Origin of the sequence: Pseudomonas sp. B3G-3 (assembly GCF_028640915.1) — a bacterium.
Lineage (GTDB): Bacteria > Pseudomonadota > Gammaproteobacteria > Pseudomonadales > Pseudomonadaceae > Aquipseudomonas > Aquipseudomonas chlororaphis_I.
In genome coordinates, this window is the sequence record NZ_JAQZAB010000116.1 from 53246 (window position 1) to 74747 (window position 21502).

Below are 21502 nucleotides of genomic sequence, written 5' to 3' on the forward strand. Positions count from 1 at the left end.
ACATCGCTCCCGTATCTATCAGGCGCTCCTGCATGCCTGAGCCGGTGGGCGACAGGTCCGCATCAGCCCCCTCAGTGGGAATGCCGCGGGACCTCGGCGCCCCGGCAACCCACCAGGAAATCGAAGTCGCAGCCCTGGTCCGCCTGCAGTACGTGGTCGATGTACAGCTGGCGATAGCCGCCGACGATCAGCGACTGCGGTGCCTGCAGGTCGGCCATGCGCGCCGCCAGTTCGTCCTCGGGGATATCCAGGTGCAGGCGCCCGCTGGCACAGTCCAGTTCGATCCAGTCACCTTCCTTCACCGCCGCCAACGGGCCGCCGGCCGCCGCTTCCGGTGCCACGTGCAGGACCACGGTGCCATACGCGGTGCCGCTCATGCGCGCGTCGGAAATCCGCACCATGTCGGTCACGCCCTGGGCCAGCAACTTGGCCGGCAAGCCCATGTTGCCGACCTCCGCCATGCCGGGGTAACCCTTGGGACCGCAGTTCTTCATCACCAGGATCGAGTCGGCGTCGACCTCCAGTTCCGGATCGTTGATTCGCGCCTTGTACATGTCGAAGTTCTCGAACACCACCGCGCGGCCGCGATGCTGCATCAGTTCGGCGCTGGCGGCGGACGGCTTGAGCACGGCGCCGAGGGGCGCCAGGTTACCGCGCAGCACACAGATGCCACCGTCCGCGCGGATCGGATTGTCCAGGGTGCGGATCACCTCGTCCTGGCCGTAGATCGGTGCCTCCCGGGTGTTTTCGCCGATGGATCTGCCGTTGACCGTCAGTGCATCCGGGTGGGGAATCAGCTTGGCTTCGCCGAGGCGGCGCAACACTGCCGGCAGGCCGCCGGCATAGTAGAACTCTTCCATCAAGAAGCGCCCGGACGGTTGCAGGTCGACAATGGTCGGCATGCCGCGACCGATGCGGGTCCAGTCGTCCAGATCGAGTTCGACGCCGATGCGCCCGGCGATGGCTTTCAGGTGAATCACCGCGTTGGTCGAGCCGCCGATGGCGGCGTTGACGCGGATGGCATTTTCGAACGCCTCCTTGGTGAGGATCTTCGACAGCCTCAAGTCTTCGCGAACCATCTCCACCGCGCGCATGCCGGACATGTGCGCCAGCACATAGCGGCGGGCATCGACCGCCGGGATCGCCGCGTTGTGGGGCAGGGAAGTGCCCAGGGCCTCGGCCATGCAGGCCATGGTCGAGGCGGTGCCCATGGTGTTGCAGGTGCCCGCCGAGCGCGACATGCCGCCTTCGGCCGCAAGGAAGTCGTCGAGGGTGATGGTGCCGGCCTTGACCTGTTCGCTGAGCTGCCACACCACGGTGCCAGAACCTATGTCCTGGCCCTTGTGCTTGCCATTGAGCATCGGCCCGCCGGTGACGACGATGGCCGGCACGTCGCAACTGGCCGCGCCCATCAGCAGTGCCGGGGTGGTCTTGTCGCAGCCGGTCAGCAGCACCACGCCATCGATCGGGTTGCCGCGGATGGCTTCCTCGACATCCATGCTGGCCAGGTTGCGGGTGAGCATGGCGGTCGGGCGCAGGTTCGACTCGCCGTTGGAGAACACCGGGAACTCCACGGGAAAGCCGCCGGCCTCGATCACCCCGCGTTTGACATGCTCGGCAATCTGGCGGAAGTGCGCGTTGCACGGGGTCAGCTCCGACCAGGTATTGCAGATCCCGATGATGGGCTTGCCATGGAACTGGTGGTCGGCGATGCCCTGATTCTTCATCCAGCTGCGGTACATGAAGCCGTTCTTGTCGGCGGTACCGAACCAGTGGGCGGAGCGCAGGTTAGGTTTCTTATCAGACATGGTCAGCTCTCTTATTGTAAGACTATATTGTTCTGGTCTGGCCATAACATAAGCGCAAAATCTTGAGTTTGGAAGTATTGTTGGCTAAATAGTAATACTATATAGTCGTTTTCAACTGAGGTATGGCCCTGGCGGTTTTCCGCGAGAGGCGTCCCCCGAGCTTCTATAAAAACAACAATCGGAGACCGATCTCATGAGCCAGGAGCTGCGGCTTGTCCGGCGCATCACGCTGAAACTGATTCCCTTCCTGATCCTGCTGTACCTGATCGCCTACGTGGATCGTTCCGCCGTCGGCTTCGCCAAGTTGCACATGGGCGCCGATATCGGCATTGGCGATGCGGCCTATGGGTTGGGCGCCGGCCTGTTCTTCATCGGCTACTTCCTCCTGGAAATCCCCAGCAACCTGATGCTCGACCGCTTCGGCGCACGGCGCTGGTTCGCCCGGATCATGATCACCTGGGGCGCCATCACCATTGGCATGGCGTTTGTCCAGGGCCCCTACAGCTTCTATCTGATGCGCTTTCTGCTCGGCGCGGCGGAAGCCGGGTTCTTCCCCGGCGTTCTCTACTACATCACCCAATGGTTCCCGGTGCGCCATCGCGGCAAGATCCTCGGGCTGTTCATCCTGTCCCAACCCATCGCGATGATGATCACCGGCCCGGTGTCCGGCGGCCTGCTGGGCATGGACGGCATCCTCGGCCTGCACGGCTGGCAGTGGCTGTTCATCGTCATCGGCACGCCGGCGATCCTGCTGACCTGGCCGGTGCTGCGTTACCTGCCCGACGGCCCGCAACAGGTCAGCTGGATGGACCCGGCCGAAAAGGCCTGGCTCACCGGCGAGCTGAACAAGGACCTGCAGGCATACGGCCAGACCCGCCACGGCAATCCGCTGCATGCCCTCAGGGACAAGCGGGTGTTGCTGCTGGCGCTGTTCTATCTGCCGGTGACCTTGAGCATTTATGGCCTGGGCCTGTGGCTGCCGACGTTGATCAAGCAGTTCGGCGGCAGCGACCTGGCCACCGGCTTCGTGTCTTCGGTGCCGTACCTCTTCGGGATCATCGGCTTGCTGGTGGTGCCGCGCAGTTCCGACCGCCTGAATGATCGCTACGGCCACCTGGCGGTGCTCTATGTGCTGGGGGCGATCGGCCTGTTCCTCAGCGCCTGGCTGTCGGCGCCGCTGCTGCAACTGGCGGCCCTGTGCCTGGTGGCCTTCGCGCTGTTTTCCTGCACCGCGGTGTTCTGGACCTTGCCCGGGCGCTTTTTTGCCGGCGCCAGCGCGGCGGCGGGGATCGCCCTGATCAACTCGGTGGGCAACCTGGGCGGCTACATCGGTCCGTTCGTGATCGGCGCGCTCAAGCAGTACACCGGCAGCCTGGCGTCGGGGCTGTACTTCCTGTCCTGCGTGATGCTGTTCGGCTTGCTGCTGACGGGCGTGGTCTATCGGTTGCTCGAGCGCAGGCACGTGCTGCCGGTCGAGCAGTTCGCCGCCAGTGCCCGCGGCGCCACGCGTACTTAATGGCCTAGAGGAGAAAGTTCATGCGTTTAGTGCAGTTCGAATTGAATAACGGCGAGCGTCGGGTCGGTGTGGTCGAGGACGCCCTGGTTCGTGAAGTGCAGTCGGTGGGCACGGTGCGCGAGCTCGCGCTGGCGGCCATCGAGGCGGGTGTCGGCCTGCGCCAGCAAGTGCAAAGCCTCGGCCTGGGCATCAGCCACGACTACGCCGAGCTGCTGGCAAGCCTGAGGATCCTGCCGCCGCTGGATCACCCGGACCCGGCGCACATGCTGGTCAGCGGCACCGGGCTGACCCACCTGGGCAGTGCTGCGGCGCGTGACAAGATGCACCAGCAGGGCGCTGACGACACGGCGCTGACCGACACCATGCGCATCTTCAAGTGGGGCGTGGAGGGCGGTAAGCCCGCTGCCGGTCAGGCCGGCGTGCAACCGGAATGGTTCTACAAGGGCGACGGCAGCATCGTCGTGCGCCCGGGCCAGGCCTTCCGCCTGCCGGCCTTTGCCGAAGACGCCGGCGAAGAGCCGGAAATCGGTGGCCTGTATGTCATCGGCCATGACGGCAAGCCTTATCGCCTGGGGTTCGCGGTGGGCAACGAGTTCTCCGATCACGTGATGGAGCGTAAGAACTATCTCTACCTGGCCCATTCCAAATTGCGCAGTTGCAGCTATGGTCCTGAACTCAGGGTCGGCGAGCTGCCCCAGCACCTGGCGGGCACCAGCCGCATTCTGCGCAATGGCCAGGTGCTGTGGCAGAACGAGTTCCTCAGCGGCGAAGCCAATATGTGCCACAGCCTGGAGAACCTCGAGTACCACCATTTCAAATACCGCCAGTTCCTGCGGCCGGGGGATGTGCACATTCACTTCTTCGGCACCGCGACCCTGTCGTTCGCGGACGGTATCCGCACGCAGCCGGGGGACGTATTCGAAATCAGCCAGGCGGAGTTCGGTGCGCCATTGATCAACGGTATTGCCGGCGCCGACGCGGTGCTGGCGCCCGGTTGCGTAGGTGCCCTTTAAGCAGGCGCTCTTCCAGAAGACAAGCAGGTTCGAGGAGACAGGCATGACCCAGGTTTTTGGCCACAACTACATCGGCGGCCAGCGCAGCGCCGCCGGCACCGTCATTCTTCACAGCATCGATGCCAGCACCGGCGAAGCCTTGCCCCAGGCGTTCTACCAAGCTACGGCGCAGGAAGTCGAGGCCGCCGCCAAGGCTGCCGCGGCGGCCTACCCGGCCTACCGCGCCCTGAGTGCGCAGCGGCGCGCGCAATTCCTGGAGGCGGTGGCGGACGAGCTGGACGCGCTGGACGATGAGTTCATCGCCCTGGTCTGCCGGGAAACCGCGTTGCCTACCGCGCGGATCCAGGGCGAGCGCAAGCGCACCAGTGGCCAGATGCGGCTGTTCGCCGAGGTGCTGCGGCGCGGCGATTTCTACGGCGCGCGTATCGACCGGGCACTGCCCGAGCGCCAGCCGCTGCCGCGTCCGGACCTGCGCCAGTACCGCATCGGCCTGGGGCCGGTGGCGGTGTTTGGCGCGAGCAACTTTCCCCTGGCGTTTTCCACGGCGGGCGGCGACACCGCGGCAGCGCTGGCAGCCGGTTGCCCCGTGGTGTTCAAGGCCCACAGCGGGCACATGGCGACCGCCGAGCGGGTCGCCGATGCGATCATCCGGGCGGCCGAGGCCAGCGGGATGCCCGCCGGCGTGTTCAATATGATCTTTGGCGCTGGCGTCGGCGAAGCGCTGGTCAAGCATCCGGCGATCCAGGCGGTCGGTTTCACCGGCTCGCTCAAGGGCGGGCGAGCGCTGTGCGACATGGCGGCGGCGCGCCCGCAACCGATCCCGGTGTTTGCCGAGATGTCGAGCATCAACCCGGTGATCGTGTTACCCCAGGCGCTGCAAGCGCGGGCGGAAACGGTCGCCCGTGACCTGACCGCGTCGGTGGTGCAGGGCTGCGGCCAGTTCTGTACCAACCCGGGCCTGGTGATCGGCATCCGCTCGCCGCAGTTCGCGGCTTTCACCGAGCAGGTTGCCCGACTGATCGGCGATCAACCGGCGCAGACCATGCTCAACGCCGGCACCTTGAGCAGCTACGGCAAGGGGCTGCAAAAACTCCTGGCGCATCCGGGCATCGAGCACCTGGCCGGCGATCCGCAAGCCGGCAACCAGGCGCGGCCACAGCTGTTCAAGGCGCAGGCCAGCCTGTTGGTCGATGGTGATGAAGTGCTGCAGGAAGAAGTCTTCGGCCCGACCACCGTGTTCGTCGAAGTGGCCGACCAGGCGCAGCTCGTCGCCGCCTTGAACGGTCTGCGCGGGCAACTGACGGCGACCCTCATTGGCGAGCCCGCGGACTTCGCGCAGTTCGGCGAGTTGACCGCATTGCTGGAGCAGAAGGTCGGCCGCATCCTGATCAACGGTTACCCGACCGGTGTCGAGGTCTGTGATGCGATGGTGCACGGCGGGCCTTTCCCGGCCACCTCCGATGCCCGTGGCACGTCGGTGGGGACCTTGGCCATCGAGCGTTTCCTGCGCCCGGTGTGCTTCCAGAATTACCCCGACAACCTGCTGCCGGATGCCTTGAAGAACGCCAACCCGCTGCGTATCCAGCGCCTGGTGGATGGACGGCCATCGCGCGACGGGCTGTAACGCGCGTCGGCCAATGTCTGCCTGAAAACAACAACAATGCAGGAGGTTTCATGTCGTGGACCGCGCTGACCGCACACCGTGCGCAGCTTGGCGAAGGCCCGTTCTGGGATGCGCCGGATCAGGCCCTGTATTGGGTCGACATTGCCGGCCGGCAGGCATTGCGCCTGTGTGGCGAACGGCTGCTGGCCTGGCAACTGCCGGAACCGGTGTCGGCCTTCATCCCCTGTGAGCGCGGCGATGCGCTGGTGACCTTGAGCAGTGGCGTGTACCGCCTCGACCTGGGCTCCGCGCCCGCGGCGCCGCGCCTGAGCCTGCTGTGCGTGGCCGATCCGCAACCGGGCAACCGCGCCAACGAGGCCCGTTGCGACGCCCAGGGCCGGCTCTGGCTGGGCACCATGCAGAACAACATCGGCGAGCAGGGCGAAGACCTTCCCGTGCGGCGGCGCTCCGGTGGCCTGTTCCGCATCGATACCCAGGCGCGTGTCACGCCGCTGCTCCAGGGCCTGGGGATTCCCAATACCTTGCTGTGGAGCGAGGACGCCAGCCGCCTGTATTTTGCCGACAGCCTGGAGGGCACGCTGTACCAGTACCCGATCGCCAGCGATGGCCGGCTCGAACCCGCGCGCAGCTGGTTCGGGCCACATCCGCGCGGTGTCCCGGACGGTTCGGCGATGGACGCCCAGGGCTATATCTGGAATGCCCGCTGGGACGGCGGCTGCCTGCTCAGGCTGGCGCCCGACGGCGAGGTCGACCGGGTGCTCGAACTGCCGGTCAGCCGCCCCACCAGTTGCGTGTTCGGCGGCGCGGACCTCAAGACCCTGTACATCACCAGCGCGGCCAGCCCGCTCGATCATCCTCTGGATGGCGCCGTGCTGGCTGTCCGGGTCGATACCCCAGGGAGCCTCTGTCATCGATTTGCCGGTTGAGGTTTCAGGCCGAACCTGTGTGCAACGAAGCGATGTGTAACGAAGCTGTGTGCAACGAACTCTGAAAACAACAACAAGGAGTCACCTTATGAATCGTCGTCGTGGGATCCGTTACCTGTGTTGTGCCGCCCTGGCCATGTCGGCCGCCAGCCTGAGCTGCCTGTTGCTCGCCGCCGAGCCGGTGAAGATCGGTTTCCTGGTCAAGCAGGCGGAGGAACCCTGGTTCCAGACCGAATGGGCCTTTGCCGAAAAGGCCGGCAAGGACAAGGGCTTCACCGTGATCAAGATCGCCGTGCCGGACGGCGAGAAAACCCTGTCGGCGATCGACAGCCTCGCCGCCAATGGTGCCAAGGGCTTCGTGATCTGCCCGCCGGACGTGTCCCTGGGGCCGGCGATCATGGCCAAGGCCAAGCTCAACGACTTGAAAGTGATTGCCGTCGACGACCGTTTTGTCGATGCCAAGGGCCAGTTCATGGAAGACGTGCCCTACCTGGGCATGGCCGCGTTCGAGGTGGGGCAGAAGCAGGGCGCCGCCATGGCCGGCGAAGCGAAGAAGCGCGGTTGGGACTGGAAGGACACCTACGCGGTGATCACCACTTACAACGAACTCGACACCGGTAAAAAACGCACCGACGGCTCGGTCAAGTCCTTGGAAGAAGCCGGCTTGCCCAAAGACCACATCCTCTTCGCCCCGCTCAAGACCCTCGACGTGCCGGGCAGCATGGACGCCACCAACTCGGCGCTGGTCAAGCTGCCCAGCGGGGCGAAGAACCTGATCATCGGCGGGATGAACGACAACAGCGTGCTGGGCGGCGTGCGCGCCACCGAAAGCGCCGGGTTCGCCGCGGCCAATGTGATCGGCATCGGCATCAACGGCACGGACGCCATCGGCGAGCTGAAGAAACCCGACAGCGGCTTCTTCGGCTCGATGCTGCCCAGCCCGCACATGGAGGGCTACAACACCGCGAGCATGATGTTCGAGTGGGTTACCACCGGTAAGGAGCCGCCTAAGTACACGGCGATGGACGACGTGACGCTGATCACCCGGGACAACTTCAAGCAAGAACTGGAAAAGATCGGCCTGTGGAACTGAGGCCGGTGGTTTTCCCCGGCGGCCCTTTCGACCGGGCCGCCTGACCTGATGAGGTGGTTATGCACGCGCAACTGAATAAACGACAACACAGCGCCGGCGCCAGTTTGTGTTTCAACGGTATCGGCAAGACCTTCCCCGGGGTCAAGGCGCTGGACGGCATCAGCTTCACCGCCCACCCAGGGCAGGTGCACGCCTTGATGGGCGAGAACGGCGCAGGCAAGTCGACCTTGCTGAAGATTCTCGGCGGCGCCTACACGCCCAGCAGCGGCAGCGTGCAGATCGACGAGCAGAGCATGGCGTTCAAGTGCGCGGCCGACAGCATTGCCTGCGGGGTGGCGGTGATCCACCAGGAGTTGCACCTGGTGCCCGCCATGAGCGTGGCCGAGAACCTGTTCCTCGGCCATCTGCCGGCCCGTTTCGGGGTGATCGACCGTCGTGCGCTGCGCCAGCATGCGCTGGAATGCCTCAAGGGGCTGGCCGATGAAATCGATCCCGACGAGAAGCTCGGCCGCCTGTCCCTGGGCCAGCGCCAGCTGGTGGAAATCGCCAAGGCGTTGTCCCGTGGCGCCCATGTGATTGCCTTCGACGAGCCCACCAGCAGCCTCTCGGCCCGGGAAATCGAGCGCTTGATGGCGATCATCGGGCGCCTGCGGGACGAGGGCAAAGTGGTGCTGTACGTGTCCCATCGCATGGAGGAAGTGTTCCGTATCTGCGATGCAGTGACGGTGTTCAAGGACGGTCGCTACGTGCGCACCTTCGAGGACATGAGCGCACTGACCCACGACCAGTTGGTCACCTGCATGGTCGGTCGCGACATCCAGGACATCTACGATTACCGCCCCCGGCCCCGCGGCGCGGTGGCGCTCAAGGTCGATGGCCTGCTGGGGCCGGGCCTGCGTGCTCCGCTGAGTTTTCAGGTGCACCAGGGCGAGGTGCTCGGCCTGTTCGGCCTGGTCGGCGCGGGGCGTACCGAACTGCTGCGCCTGCTCGGTGGCCTCGAACGGGCAAGCGCCGGAAGCCTGGCGCTGTGTGGCGAGGCGCTGCACCTGCGCTCGCCGCGCGATGCCATCGCCGCCGGGGTGTTGCTGTGTCCCGAGGACCGCAAGAAGGAGGGCATCATTCCGCTTTCCAGCGTCGCCGAGAACATCAACATCAGCGCGCGCGGTGCCCATTCGAGCTTTGGCTGGCTGTTGCGCGGCGGCTGGGAGAAGGGCAACGCCGACAAGCAGATCAAGGCGTTGAAGGTAAAGACGCCCAACGCGGCGCAGAAAATCGTCTACCTGTCCGGCGGCAACCAGCAGAAGGCCATCCTCGGCCGCTGGCTGTCGATGCCGATGAAAGTCCTGCTGCTCGACGAACCCACGCGCGGCATCGATATCGGCGCCAAGGCCGAGATCTACCAGATCATCCATGACCTGGCGGCCAGCGGCATCGCGGTGATCGTGGTGTCCAGCGACCTGATGGAAGTGATGGGCATCTCCGACCGCATCCTGGTGCTGTGCGAAGGCGCGCTGCGTGGCGAAAAGAGCCGCGAACAGGCCAATGAATCCAACCTGCTGCAACTGGCTTTGCCGCGCCAACGCGCCGACGGCCTGGAGAACTGAAGAGGTGAACATGACAATTCAAGACAATGCGTTGCCGACGGCGCGCAAACCCCTGGACCTGCGTGGCCTGCTCGATAACTGGGCGATGCTGTTGGCGGCGGTGGGGATCTTCGTGCTCTGCACCCTGCTCATCGACAACTTCCTGTCGCCGCTGAACATGCGCGGCCTGGGCCTGGCCATTTCCACCACCGGCATCGCCGCCTGCACCATGCTCTATTGCCTGGCGTCCGGGCATTTCGACCTGTCGGTCGGTTCGGTGATCGCCTGTGCCGGGGTCGTCGCGGCCGTGGTGATGCGCGACACCGACAGTGTGTTGCTCGGGGTCGGCGCCGCGCTGCTGATGGGGCTGCTGGTCGGGCTGATCAACGGCATCGTGATTGCCAAGCTGCGGGTCAATGCGCTGATCACCACGTTGGCGACCATGCAGATCGTCCGTGGCCTGGCCTATATCTTCGCCAACGGCAAGGCGGTCGGCGTATCCCAGGAGTCGTTCTTCGTCTTCGGCAACGGCCAGTTGTTCGGTGTGCCGGTGCCGATCCTGATCACCATCGGCTGCTTCCTGTTTTTCGGCTGGCTGCTCAACTACACCACCTACGGGCGCAACACCATGGCCATCGGCGGCAACCAGGAAGCGGCGCTGCTGGCCGGGGTCAACGTCGACCGGACCAAGATCGTCATCTTCGCCGTGCACGGGGTGATCGGCGCGCTGGCCGGGGTGATCCTGGCATCGCGCATGACCTCCGGCCAGCCGATGATCGGCCAGGGGTTCGAGCTGACGGTGATTTCCGCCTGTGTGCTGGGCGGGGTGTCGTTGAGCGGCGGGATCGGCATGATCCGCCATGTGATCGCCGGGGTGCTGATTCTGGCGATCATCGAAAACGCGATGAACCTGAAAAACATCGACACCTTCTACCAGTACGTGATCCGCGGTTCGATCCTGCTGCTGGCGGTGGTCATCGACCGCATGAAACAACGCTGATCCAGGGAGGCTTTATCAGGGGCATGCCGACGTCGCCGGACCACTGCCTTGTCGGGTCGGCTGGGCAGTGGTGGCTACCGCGCTTCAGTCGGCGGAGAACTTCAGGACGGTGTCCTGGCTGTAGACCTGGCCGGGGTTCAGCCGGGTGCTGGGGAAGTCCGGCTGGTTGGGCGAGTCGGGGAAGTGCTGGGTCTCCAGGGTGAACGCGCCCCAGTGGCTGTAGGTCTTGCCCGCCTTGCCCTTGAGCGTGCCGTCGAGGAAGTTGCTGGTGTAGAACTGCACCCCGGGTTCGCTGGTGTAGAGCTGCAAGCGCCGACCGGATTGCGGGTCGCGCACCTCGGCGGCGAGCTGGCCGACGTCGCCCTTGGCGTCGAGCACCCAGTTGAAGTCGAAGCCACCCTGTTTCGGCTCGGCGAACTTGAGCTGCGGATGATCGTCCTTGATGTGCTGGCCGATGGCGGTCGGTTGCCGGAAGTCCAGCGGCGTGCCGGCGACCGGGGCCCGTTCGCCGGTCGGAATCAGCTTGGCGTTGACCGGCGTGTAGTGGCTGGCGTGCAAGGTGGCGAGCTGGGCGAGCACATCGCCGTTACCGGCGCCGGCGAGGTTGAAGTAGCTGTGGTTGGTGAGGTTCAGCACCGTGGGTTTGTCGGTGGAGGCGCTGTACTCGATGCGCAGCTCGTTGTTGTCGTTGAGGCTGTAGGTGACCTCGACCTGCAGGTTGCCGGGAAAGCCCATTTCGCCGTCTTTGGACAGGTAGCTCAAGGTCACCCCGACAGCGTCCTTGCGCTTGATCGGCCGGGCCTTCCAGACGCGCTTGTCGAAGCCCTGGGCGCCGCCATGCAGCGAATTCGGGCCGTCGTTGAGGGGCACCTGGTAACGCTGGCCGTCCAGCTCGAACGCCCCGCCGGCCAGGCGATTGCCGTAGCGGCCGATGGTGGCGCCGAAGAACGCGGTGCCGCGCTGATAGCCCTGGACGTCGTCGAAGCCCAGGACCACGTCGTCGAAGGCGCCGTTCTTATCCGGCACCTTCAACGATTGCAGGACCGCGCCATAGGTGATGACCGTGGCTTGCAGGCCATGGCTGTTGCGCAACACATATTGCTCGACAGCGCTACCGTCGAGGGTCGTGCCAAAGGCTTTGTGTTCGCTGGACAGGCCCGCGGCCTGGGCGCCGAGGCTGGCAAGCAGCAGCGACAGGCCGAGGCCGGAAAGCCGGTAGGGGGAGTGCGGCATGGTTGAACTTCCTTTTGTTGTTCTGAATGGAATAGTTCTACTAATTTGCATTTTTTCATTGTTGCTCCCGCAAATTTATCGCTTTGATTGGCTTTTTTACAATATAAAATAAGACTAATTGGTCGGCGCAGCAGAGATGCCTGAATGCTTCGCTGGCCCGAACAGAAATGATCACTGCGCAGGAACCGTCATATGAACAATGAGAAAGGGGCTGGCATGCAGGCTGTGTACGCGGATCTCAACGGCAAGACCGTATTGATTTCCGGTGGCGCCTCGGGAATTGGCGAAGCCCTGGTTTGCGCCTTTGCCCAGCAAGGCGCCAGGGTCGCATTCGTGGACATGGCGCAAAGCCAGGGCGAGGCGTTGGCAGCCCGGTTATCGGCGCAGGGCCATTGCGTGGCGTTCGCGCCCTGCGACGTCACCGACGAGGCCGCTTACCAGGCCGCGATCGAGCGTTTTGCGCAGACGCTGGGGCCTGTCACGGTGCTGGTGAACAATGCCGCCAATGATGTGCGGCACAGCCTGGAGGAAGTCGACGCTTCGAAATTCGACAAGCTGATCTCGGTCAATCTCAAGCACGCCTTTTTCGCCAGCCAGGCGGTGGTGCCGATGATGAAGGCCGCCGGCGCCGGCAGCGTGATCAACCTGGGTTCCATCGGCTGGATGATGGCCTCCAGCGGGTACCCGGTCTACGCCGCCAGCAAGGCGGCCACCCACGGTCTGACCCGGGCCCTGGCGCGGGAATTGGGGCCTTGGCGGATCCGGGTCAACACCCTGGTGCCCGGCTGGGTGATGACCGAGAAACAGCTGGCGTTGTGGGTGGATGATGCCGCCCGCGAGCTGATCAGCCGCAGCCAATGCCTGCCGGGCAGCGTGGAGCCCGGGCATATCGCGCAGATGGCGCTGTTCCTGGCGTCCGATGCGTCCGCCATGTGCTCGGCGCAAAACTTCATCGTCGATGGCGGCTGGGTATAGCACCCGGCGAACGACGCCGTGGCCTTGCCAGAATGGTGGCGCGGCGTCGGCGAGCGGGTGCTCAAGTTCATCGGCCTTCGATACGCAGCGGCAGGCTGTCGATCACCTGCGACAGCGCTTGCTCCAGTTCCGCCTCTTCTTTTTTTACCAGTTCCGGGCTTCTTCGGCGTTGCCGGTATTCGCTGGGGCTGGCGCCCGCGAATTGCTTGAAGGCGCGGGCAAAGTAGGACGGGTCCTTGAAGCCGACTTCATAGCCGATGCTGGTGATGGGCATCTGGCTGTTGTCGAGCAGATTCTTGGCGCAATCCATGCGCTTGCTCAGGATGTAGTCCATGAACCCCAGGCCATGGACCTCCTTGAACAGCCGGCTGAAGCGAAACGTGGTCATGCCACAACGTTTGGCCAGCTCTTTCTGGTCGATGCTTTCACGAAAATTCTGCTCGATGTACAGCAGCACATCGCTGAGTGCCTGATGTTTCTGGTGCTCTACGGTCAGCCGGATGCTGTCCGGCAGGGACGGGCCGTGTTCGATCTGCAGCGTCTTGTTGCCGGGGCCGCCGTTGTGGCGCAGTTCGTAGAGCTGCTTCAGCGCATGCAGGAAGCGCCGGATCTCGGCACTCGAGAGCGGGAGCACCATGTATTCCCAGACCCGCGAACGCATGGCCCAGACCGCAAGTTCTTCGGAGTGCTGCACCGTGAACATGGCGATGGGAATGGAGGGAATCTTGTGTTTGATCTCCAGCAGCAGATTGAGCCCCGGCATGTCCGGGCGGTCATAGTGCATGCAGATCATGTCCGGTACGGGATGAGTGTCCTTTTCGGGCAGAGACGCGTCTTTTGACACCCGGCAATCGCAGGCTGGGCGAAACAGCGCGATCAGTTCTTCAGACGATCGGTCGCGCGTGAGGTCGAACCATAAAAGAGAGGGTTTTTGGACCGACTCAGGTTTCATTTCCTTATTCCTTCCTGGTGTCTCGCTGTCACTTCCTGGGGTGTCAGTATCGCCATTGTGCTTTGCGGGCAAAGGATCAAGTTCTGATAGCGCTTCATAAATTTTCTTGATTACCTTCTATGTCTGACAGCGAGATAAGAGTCACAGGCAGCTCCTTGCTGTTGCGATCGCCTTTTCTTGCAGCACTGGGCACAGCTGAATCAATTTAGTGTTATATGAGAACAGTTCCTTTTATGAAAAACTCCATCTGCCAGGTTTAGTTTCACTGGAGTTTCTTTGCTGTCTTGCCAAGTGGCGCAAAAAAGTCCTAGAAACCGGCAATAAACTCCTAACTCTTTGTGTTAGCCCCTGACTAGGATTCAGTCAGGCGGCACAAATACTGATCGCCTTAAAGCAACTTTTCTTATATGAGGTGAACAAGATGAAACTGCAAACAATCAAAACCTCGGTTCTGGCCTTCATCAAGGATGAAGATGGTTTGACCATCGTCGAGTATGCCGTGGCCGGTGGCCTGATTACGCTGGGCGCCGTTGCCGCGTTCGTGACCCTGGGCGGCAACGTGGCCACCGCCATTACCAGCCTGGGTTGCGCTGTTCAGGGCCAGGTGTGCTAACGACAGCCGTTGTGCCGAATCCTCGGTCCTGGGCTGGAGTTGCTTGTTGCTCGTACGCAGCCAGACTTCTCGGGTCTGGCTGCGATGAGCGGTTTCCCTCGGGCTGAGGCCGTACCTGTGGTCCATGTGTGTTTTCCCACCTTTTCTGTCTACTCTCGCCTGGACAGATGGAGCCTCCGCAATCGGTATGTGCAGTCAGCGCACAGTACATGATGGATGGCTCCAGTCTTGGTCTCGAGCGAGATCAAGTCGCGAGTGATCCTTTGGCCGAGCACGGCTCCATCGCTCTGCAGCGGCCTGCAAATTCTCTTTGCAGCTTCTGGAGTATCGTCGCTGTATTGCTCGCGTGAAGATCAAATCCTGATATGAAAACCCTGGGTTACTTCGTTTCGCACTATGGTTTTTTTGCAACAAACATGGCCGGGGCTTTTGTCTTTGTCGGCTGTGGCTTCGGCCGGTCTCGCGTCGAGGGCGAGATTGTTTCAAGGCGGCTCTTCAATTATTCCTTCCTTAGATAAGCCACCTGTTCCTTGGGGATGTGCTGTTCCTGGTGTTTTTTTGCATCTTTCAACAACAGCAATAAAGTCCTAACGATCAGCAAAAAACTCCTAACCCTTCCAATGTTCCCCTGACTAATGTTCAACCAGGCAGTACGAGAGTGCTGCTCTTACATAAAAACACTTGAGTGAGGTGGGAAAATGAATCTGCAATCGATCAAGACTTTGGTTATCAAGTTCGCCAAAGACGAAGACGGCCTGACCATTGTGGAATATGCCGTGGCCGGTGGCCTGATCACTTTGGGCGCTGTTGCCGCATTTATCACTTTGGGCGGCAACGTGGCCACTGCCATCACCAGCCTGGGATGCGCAGTCCAGGGTCAAGTCTGCTAACACCAATTTCCACCGAGGGCTGCAGTCATGGGCAAAGAGCAATTGTTCGTTGTTGCATTGATGCTGGGACTGCTGGGGATTGCGGTGGTGAGCGATCTTCGTCGCCACCGTATTCCCAACCTCTTGGTGCTGTTGGGGCTGGGACTGGGGATGGCCGGCCAGGTCTATTCCTCAGGCGTCATCGGGTTTGGTTATGGACTGCTGGGCATGTCGATCGGTTTTGTCGTTTTTCTTCCCCTGTACGCCTTTGGCGGGATGGCAGCCGGCGACGTCAAGCTCATGGCCATGGTTGGCACCTTTCTCACTCCGCAGCACGCCCTCTGGGCTGCGTTTTTCAGCCTGATTGCCGGCGGCGCGTGCGGGGTACTGATTGTGTTGGTACGTGGTCAGGTTCAACAGACCATGGGGCGCTACTGGCAGATGGTGAGAGCCAAGGCCTATTTTCCGCCGGCGGATGATGAAGTGGCCGGCAAACCCTTTCCCTATTCGGTTGCGATCCTGCTCGGCACATTGGCCAGCTTTCTCTGGTTGCCCCTTGGCCAGTAGCTCAGGAGAACATTATGTACGCCATCAGTAACAGCCGTCCGACCGGCAATGACCGGGAAGCAGTGCAGCGACTGGCTCCACAGCCACGCACGATCCTCGAGACCGGGCTGGCGGACAATTTCCTCGGAGACCTGGTCTGCAAGCATCTGCACGATGCGGGCGTACTGGACATGCCCCGACTGGTAGAGCGCCTGGCGCTGACGGGGGCGGTGGTTGAAGAGGTCCTGACCTTCCTGCGCCAGGATCATCGGGTCGAGATCCTTGGCCAGGCCGGTGGCCAGGGCTTGCGCTACGGGCTGACCGAGCGCGGCCGCAATGCTGCCCGCGATGCCTTGTCGCGCAGTGGCTATATCGGCGCGGCGCCCTTTCCGGTGAGCGCCTACCGCTCGCTGCTCAAGGTACAGACCATTCACCATGGCCGTATCAGTGCCCGGGACATGCAGGCGTCCTTCGGCTCCATGGTGCTGGCGCAGAACATGCTCGATCAGTTGGGCGTGGCCCTGAATTCCGGGCGCGCCATCATGATTTACGGGCCGGCGGGGACGGGCAAGACCTATGTCAGCAGCCGGTTGATCCGGCTGTTTTCCGAGTCCGTCTGGGTGCCCCATGCAATTGCGATCAACGACGCGGTGATCGAGATCTACGACCCCCAGGTACACCGACGCCTGGATGTCGGCGATCCGCAGAACAGCCTGATGCTCAACGAAGGGATCGACCGCCGGCTCCTGTGCTGCGAACGGCCGATCATCATCACTGGCGGCGAGCTGACCATGGAACAGCTGGATATCCGCTACGACCCCTTCACTCGCCAGTACCAGGCGCCGTTGCAGCTCAAGGCCAGCAATGGCCTGTTCGTCATCGACGACATGGGACGCCAGCGCATGGCACCCGCGGAGTTGCTCAACCGCTGGATCGTACCGATGGAGGAGAAGCGCGACTTCCTCAACCTCGGCGGCGGCCGACACTGCGAGTTGCCGTTCGACCTGATCCTGGTGTTTTCCACCAACCTGAACCCGTTGGAACTGGCCGACGAGGCGTTCCTGCGGCGCATTGGCTACAAGCTGCAGTTCGGCTACCTCAAGCCCGAGGAGTACGAACGTATCTGGATTCAAGAGACAGAGCGCCTGAACATCCAATACGACCCGCTGCTGTTGCGCTACGTCCTGGATGAGCTCTATGGCGCTGAAAACATGCCGCTGGTGCCTTGCCACCCACGGGATCTCTTGAGCATGGCGCTCGATCGCCAGCGTTATGTGGGCGCCAGCGGACCACTGTCAACCCTGGAACTGGAATGGGCCTGGCACAGCTACTTCGTCCAGCTCGATTTTCTTTGAGTAAGGAGATTTCGACATGAGTTCTCGTACTTTCACTCTGGTGGCCTTGTCCGTGGTCCTGGGCCTGGGCGCCGCATGGATGGCCAACACCTGGCTCAATGCAAGGCTCAATGCCACCCCCGACGACAACCAGCAGAACGTGGTGGTGGCGACCGTGGAAATCGCTTTCGGGCAAATGGTCGAGCCACAGCAGGTCGCGCTGGTCCGCATGCCCAAGGAGACCGTGCCCGAAGATGCTTTCGACGCGACCGAGAAGGTCGTGGGCAAGATCGCCACCTTCTCCATGCTGCGCGGCGACATCCTGCGTGGTGCGCGCCTGGCCGAACACCTGGGCGGCAGCACCCTGGCGTCGCTGATTGAGCCCACCAAGCGTGCGATCTCGGTCCGGGTGGACGACGTGGTCGGCGTGGGTGGGTTCCTGTTGCCGGGTAACCGGGTCGATGTGCTGGCTACCCGGCAGACCGGCAATACCGGCGACGCCGAATCCAAGACCATCCTGGAAGACCTGCGGGTGCTGGCGGTGGACCAGACGGCCAGTACCGACAAGACCCAACCGGTGGTCGTGCGCGCCGTGACCCTGGAAATGACCCCCCAGCAGGCCGAGGAATTGGTCAAGGGGATGGCGGCCGGCAAGCTGCAACTGGCTCTGCGCAACCCGCTGGACAACCAGAAGCAACCGGCGATGGTCGAGCCGGTCGCGATGATCCAGGAAGTGCCTGCCCCTCCCGTGGTGCGGCCGATTGTCCGGCGTCGTGCCAGCGGCGATAGCGGGATCACGGTGATCCGCGGGATCGAGGTCAACGTTGTGAAGTCCCAGCTGTAAATGATCGGGTACGACATAGACGAACAATGAGGGCTTGATGATGAGTGCGCGTATCCAACAGCCATTGAGTGCATTTCCTCGGCAGCAGCGCGGCGCAATGCTTGTACTGGTAGTGATTGCCCTGGCCGCGATGCTGCTAATGGGGGCCCTGGCGCTGGATGGCGGCCATATGCTGGTGAACAAGTCCCGCCTGCAGAATGCGGTGGATGCGGCGGCGCTGAGCGGTGCCAAGACGCTCAGCACGGTCATGGGCACGACAGGGGCCGCGAGCCTGACGCAGACCGCTGCGCTCAATACCCTGACCCTGAATGCCAGTGCCAGCGGCAACCAGGAACTGGCTGCCGCCATCGACAACAATGTCGGCGGTTTTGCCACGGTGGAATTGGCGTCCACTGTCTATGGACCTTTCTCTTTCCCCGGGCCGGCCAATGCGAGCTATGTGCGGGTGACGGTCACCAACTATTCCCTGGCCGGATTCTTCTGGGGCGTCTTTCAGACCCTGGGCAATGGCGTCGGTAACAAGTTCGTGAGCGCGGTCGCTACCGCCGGGCCAAGCCCCGCCAGCCCTTGCGACCTCACGCCACTGATGGTGTGCGGCGATCCAACGAAAAACAACCCGTCCACCGGGATGTTCTGGGGGTTCCAGTTCGGCGATCCGCAGGTGTTGAAAACCGCCGCAGGCAACAGCTCGCCGATTGGCCCCGGCAACTTCCAGCTGCTCGATTTCGGCTCGGGCGGCAGCACGGTCAGGCAGGGGCTGGCAGGCGGTATCAGCCAGTGCAACAGCGTCGGTTCGAATGTCCAGACCAAGCCGGGGAACACCGTCGGGCCTGCCTCGCAGGGCCTCAATACGCGCTTCAACCAATATTCCGGCGGTCTCAAGGCGGCGGACTATCCACCGGACATGGTGATCACGGTCAACCAGAAGTCGTTCACTTACGACGATGCGCTCAAGCAGATCCAGTACAACAATCAGGCGGTTACCTCGAGCAGCGGCAATTTGTCCGCGGCCGGCAGCGCCTTGTACGACTACCACGACTGGGTCCAGGACTCCGCCAGCTGCGTTGCCGGTAGCGGCGGTGGCTGCCAGAACGGCGGGGCGTTCGAACGGCGGATCATCAAGATCGTGATCGGTGACTGTTCGGGCAAGAACGACGGGGCGTCGTCGATACCGGTGCTGGGTTTCGGTTGCTACTTCGTCCTGCAGCCTGCATCGCAACAGGGCAATGAGTCGCAGATATTCGGTCAGTTCCAGAGTGTGTGCGAAGGCGACAACGTGCCTGGTCCCAACCCGGCCAATACCACCGGGCCGCAGATCATCCAGCTGTACAAGACCTATATCGACAACAGCCAGACGCCAAGTACCGACTCTTAGGAGGCTTTATGGGACGCACAGGATTCAGGTCGCCGCGCAACCAGGGCGGGTTGGCGATGGTGGAGCTGGTGTTGACGCTGCCGCTGCTGCTGTTGCTGATGCTGACCTTCGCCGAGTTCGGCCGCATGTTGTTCCAGTACAACAGCCTGATGCAGGCCAGTCGCGACGCCGGGCGTTATGTCGCTGACAAGGCGTGGAACGCCACCCTCGGCAAGCTCGACCTGAGCGGCACGCTGCAGGCCCAGGCCAAGAACGTCGCTGTCTATGGCGTGCCCGCCAACCCCAATGGCTACCCGGCGGTGGTGTCGGGGCTGACGCCGGCGAATGTCACGGTCACCGCGGTGGGGGCCGAGCATGTCCAGGTCAGCATTACCTACACCTATGTGCCGGTGATCGGCAGTGCCTTGCCCGTCTTGTATGGCAGCAACGTGCCGCTGGGCCTGGCCTTGACTTCCACTGTCGTCATGAGGGCCTTGTGATGAACGTCAAAGGTATGCGGGGGCTGTACACCGTCGAGTTCGCGATCACCAGCCTGGTGCTGTTCACCGTGTTGTTCGGTGTACTGGAAATGGGCCGGCTGTACTTCACGGTCAATGCCCTGAATGAAACCGTGCGTCGCGGCGCCCGCCTGGCGGCGGTGTGCGATATCGCCGATCCGGTGATTCTGCGTCGGGCGATGTTCAACGCTTCCACCGACAGCGGTCCGAGCAGCCTGCTCAATAACCTGACGTCCGCCAACCTGAACCTGGTTTATCTGGACGCCAATGGCGCGGTAGTCGCCAACCCCAACGATCTGAGCGGCAGCAACGGCTTTGTCGCCATTCGGTATGTCCAGCTACAGGTATCCAATTTCAGTTTCAATCTGCTGATTCCTGGGTTCAACGGGGTGTTTGTTCTACCGGTATTCAGGTCGACCGTGCCACGTGAAAGCCTCGGTCGGCAGCCCCAGGCAGCAGTCACACCGGAGATCACACCATGTTGAGCACCCGAGAAGCGCCCGTCGTCGCTGCTGCTACTGAAAAGCAAGGCAAACGCCTGCTGATCAGTGGGCGCGACGCGACGACCTTGAATCATCTGAAAGCGTTGAGCCAGGGGCTGCCGAATCTGCAGGTCAGCACTCGCCTGGTGAGCAACGGGCATACCGATCCGCTGTATGGGCTGGAGCAGATGCCCGACTTCCTGCTGTTGCGCGTCAGCCATCTGTGGCGTGAAGAGCTGGCGGCCTTGTTGCAGCATCCGCTCAAGGAACGGCCACCGCTCCTGGTCTGCGGCCCGCTGGATGAGCGCGAGGGCATGCGCCTGGCAATGCAGGCCGGCGCCCGGGACTTTCTCCCCGAGCCAGTCGCGGCAGAAGAGTTGCAGGCGGCCATCGGCCGTATGCTCATGGAGGCCAATGCGGAGCTGGGGATCGGTGGCAAGGTGATTGCGGTGATGAATGCCAAGGGCGGTTCGGGAGCCTCGATGCTCGCTTGCAACCTGGCGCATCAGCTTGCCACCCGCGGTGGCAGGACCCTGCTGCTGGACCTGGACCTGCAGTTCGGCAGCGTGGCGCATTGCCTGGATGTGGTGCCTACCCACAGCCATGTGGATGTGCTGAAGCAGGTCGAGTCCCTGGACAGCATCGCCTTGCGTGGCTATTGCAACCACTTCAGCCCGACCTTGCATGTACTGGGCGGGCGTACCGGGGAGCTGTGCCTGACGCAGGATGTGCACCTGGATCAGCTGGAAAAACTGTTGCGCCTGGCCCGTGGGACCTACGACTGGGTGGTGGTGGATCTGCCGCGGCAGATCGATCACCTCACCGGCGTCACGCTCGAACAGGCCGATCGCATCTACGTCGTGTTGCAGCAGAGCCTGAGCCACCTGAAGGACGGCACCCGCCTGACCCGCATCCTGCGCGACGACCTGAACGTGCAGAGCAACCGGATACAGGTGGTGGTCAACCGCTACAACAAGACCTCGCCGGTGAGCCTCAAGGATATTGCCGATGCCCTGCGTTGCCCGAACCCGCAAACCCTGCCCAATGACTATGCGGTGGTCAGCGAGAGTCAGAACACTGGTGTGCCGCTTGAGCTGCACGCTCCACGTTCGGTTGTGACCCTGGCCCTGCGCGAGCTGACCCAGAACCTGATCGGAATCGAGGTCGCCGAGAAGAGTTTGTTCAAACGTACCTTCAATCGTCTGTTCGGAGGCTAGGC

General features: G+C 62.7%; 20 protein-coding genes. 17 read left to right on the forward strand and 3 right to left on the reverse strand.

From position 1 onward, the window contains the following. Window positions 1–71: 71 nt before the first annotated feature. Window positions 72–1808 (reverse strand): IlvD/Edd family dehydratase, encoded by a 1737-nt coding sequence (locus PVZ80_RS21355; RefSeq protein WP_016703395.1) that lies wholly within the window; start codon window positions 1806–1808, stop codon window positions 72–74. Window positions 1809–2001: 193 nt separating this feature from the next. Here PVZ80_RS21355 and PVZ80_RS21360 point away from each other — a divergent pair, with 193 nt between their 5' ends. From PVZ80_RS21360 to araH, 7 genes are all read left to right on the forward strand, one after another. Then, window positions 2002–3324, forward strand: a complete 1323-nt coding sequence (locus PVZ80_RS21360; RefSeq protein ID WP_198919282.1) for an MFS transporter — start codon at window positions 2002–2004, stop codon at window positions 3322–3324. Window positions 3325–3344: 20 nt separating this feature from the next. After that, window positions 3345–4337, forward strand: coding sequence for an AraD1 family protein (araD1, locus tag PVZ80_RS21365; protein ID WP_273828572.1), 993 nt, complete (start codon window positions 3345–3347; stop codon window positions 4335–4337). A 43-nt stretch (window positions 4338–4380) separates the two neighbouring features. Further along, window positions 4381–5961, forward strand: coding sequence for an aldehyde dehydrogenase (NADP(+)) (locus PVZ80_RS21370; RefSeq protein WP_016703398.1), 1581 nt, complete (start codon window positions 4381–4383; stop codon window positions 5959–5961). Window positions 5962–6011: 50 nt separating this feature from the next. Further along, complete coding sequence (locus PVZ80_RS21375) at window positions 6012–6887, forward strand: SMP-30/gluconolactonase/LRE family protein (protein WP_273864515.1); 876 nt, start codon at window positions 6012–6014, stop codon at window positions 6885–6887. A gap of 88 nt (window positions 6888–6975) precedes the next feature. Continuing rightward, window positions 6976–7980, forward strand: a complete 1005-nt coding sequence (locus PVZ80_RS21380; protein WP_009050453.1) for a substrate-binding domain-containing protein — start codon at window positions 6976–6978, stop codon at window positions 7978–7980. A gap of 59 nt (window positions 7981–8039) precedes the next feature. Next, on the forward strand, window positions 8040–9584 hold the full coding sequence (gene araG / locus PVZ80_RS21385) for an L-arabinose ABC transporter ATP-binding protein AraG (RefSeq protein WP_124304073.1): 1545 nt from the start codon (window positions 8040–8042) through the stop codon (window positions 9582–9584). A gap of 10 nt (window positions 9585–9594) precedes the next feature. Further along, on the forward strand, window positions 9595–10563 hold the full coding sequence (gene araH / locus PVZ80_RS21390; protein WP_009050451.1) for an L-arabinose ABC transporter permease AraH: 969 nt from the start codon (window positions 9595–9597) through the stop codon (window positions 10561–10563). 84 nt (window positions 10564–10647) lie between these two features. Here araH and PVZ80_RS21395 read toward each other — a convergent pair whose 3' ends face one another. Then, entirely contained in the window at window positions 10648–11796 is a 1149-nt protein-coding gene (locus PVZ80_RS21395; protein WP_016703401.1) for an aldose epimerase family protein, read from the reverse strand. 192 nt (window positions 11797–11988) lie between these two features. On the opposite strand from PVZ80_RS21395, the gene PVZ80_RS21400 reads away from it, so the two are divergent. Further along, complete coding sequence (locus tag PVZ80_RS21400) at window positions 11989–12771, forward strand: SDR family NAD(P)-dependent oxidoreductase (protein WP_273864516.1); 783 nt, start codon at window positions 11989–11991, stop codon at window positions 12769–12771. 67 nt (window positions 12772–12838) lie between these two features. Here PVZ80_RS21400 and PVZ80_RS21405 read toward each other — a convergent pair whose 3' ends face one another. Next, window positions 12839–13723 carry a helix-turn-helix domain-containing protein gene (locus PVZ80_RS21405; RefSeq protein WP_009050448.1) on the reverse strand — a complete coding sequence of 295 codons (885 nt, stop codon included), beginning with the start codon at window positions 13721–13723 and terminating at the stop codon, window positions 12839–12841. Window positions 13724–14144: 421 nt separating this feature from the next. Here PVZ80_RS21405 and PVZ80_RS21410 point away from each other — a divergent pair, with 421 nt between their 5' ends. The 9 genes from PVZ80_RS21410 to PVZ80_RS21450 all read left to right on the forward strand — a co-directional run bounded on the left by PVZ80_RS21410 (window position 14145) and on the right by PVZ80_RS21450 (window position 21500). Beyond that, window positions 14145–14336: a Flp family type IVb pilin gene (locus PVZ80_RS21410; protein ID WP_009050447.1), complete on the forward strand. Its 192-nt coding sequence runs from the start codon at window positions 14145–14147 to the stop codon at window positions 14334–14336. 698 nt (window positions 14337–15034) lie between these two features. Further along, the gene (locus tag PVZ80_RS21415; protein WP_009050445.1) at window positions 15035–15226 is read left to right on the forward strand and encodes a Flp family type IVb pilin; all 192 of its coding nucleotides are present in this window, start codon (window positions 15035–15037) and stop codon (window positions 15224–15226) included. Between the two features lie 27 nt (window positions 15227–15253). Beyond that, window positions 15254–15772 (forward strand): A24 family peptidase, encoded by a 519-nt coding sequence (locus PVZ80_RS21420; RefSeq protein WP_009050444.1) that lies wholly within the window; start codon window positions 15254–15256, stop codon window positions 15770–15772. Window positions 15773–15786: 14 nt separating this feature from the next. Then, window positions 15787–17106, forward strand: coding sequence for an ATPase AAA (locus tag PVZ80_RS21425; protein ID WP_009050443.1), 1320 nt, complete (start codon window positions 15787–15789; stop codon window positions 17104–17106). A 16-nt stretch (window positions 17107–17122) separates the two neighbouring features. Further along, window positions 17123–17929: a Flp pilus assembly protein CpaB gene (gene cpaB, locus PVZ80_RS21430; RefSeq protein WP_009050442.1), complete on the forward strand. Its 807-nt coding sequence runs from the start codon at window positions 17123–17125 to the stop codon at window positions 17927–17929. A 37-nt stretch (window positions 17930–17966) separates the two neighbouring features. Continuing rightward, on the forward strand, window positions 17967–19304 hold the full coding sequence (locus PVZ80_RS21435) for a TadE/TadG family type IV pilus assembly protein (RefSeq protein WP_053269769.1): 1338 nt from the start codon (window positions 17967–17969) through the stop codon (window positions 19302–19304). An 8-nt stretch (window positions 19305–19312) separates the two neighbouring features. Next, a complete protein-coding gene (locus PVZ80_RS21440; RefSeq protein WP_009050440.1) occupies window positions 19313–19783 on the forward strand; it encodes a TadE/TadG family type IV pilus assembly protein in 471 nt (156 codons plus the stop codon). Further along, window positions 19783–20286, forward strand: coding sequence for a TadE/TadG family type IV pilus assembly protein (locus PVZ80_RS21445; protein WP_009050439.1), 504 nt, complete (start codon window positions 19783–19785; stop codon window positions 20284–20286). The genes PVZ80_RS21440 and PVZ80_RS21445 overlap by 1 nt, the downstream gene beginning before the upstream one ends. Further along, on the forward strand, window positions 20280–21500 hold the full coding sequence (locus PVZ80_RS21450; RefSeq protein ID WP_009050438.1) for an AAA family ATPase: 1221 nt from the start codon (window positions 20280–20282) through the stop codon (window positions 21498–21500). Before PVZ80_RS21445 ends, PVZ80_RS21450 begins: the two co-directional genes overlap by 7 nt. Window positions 21501–21502 lie beyond the last annotated feature (2 nt).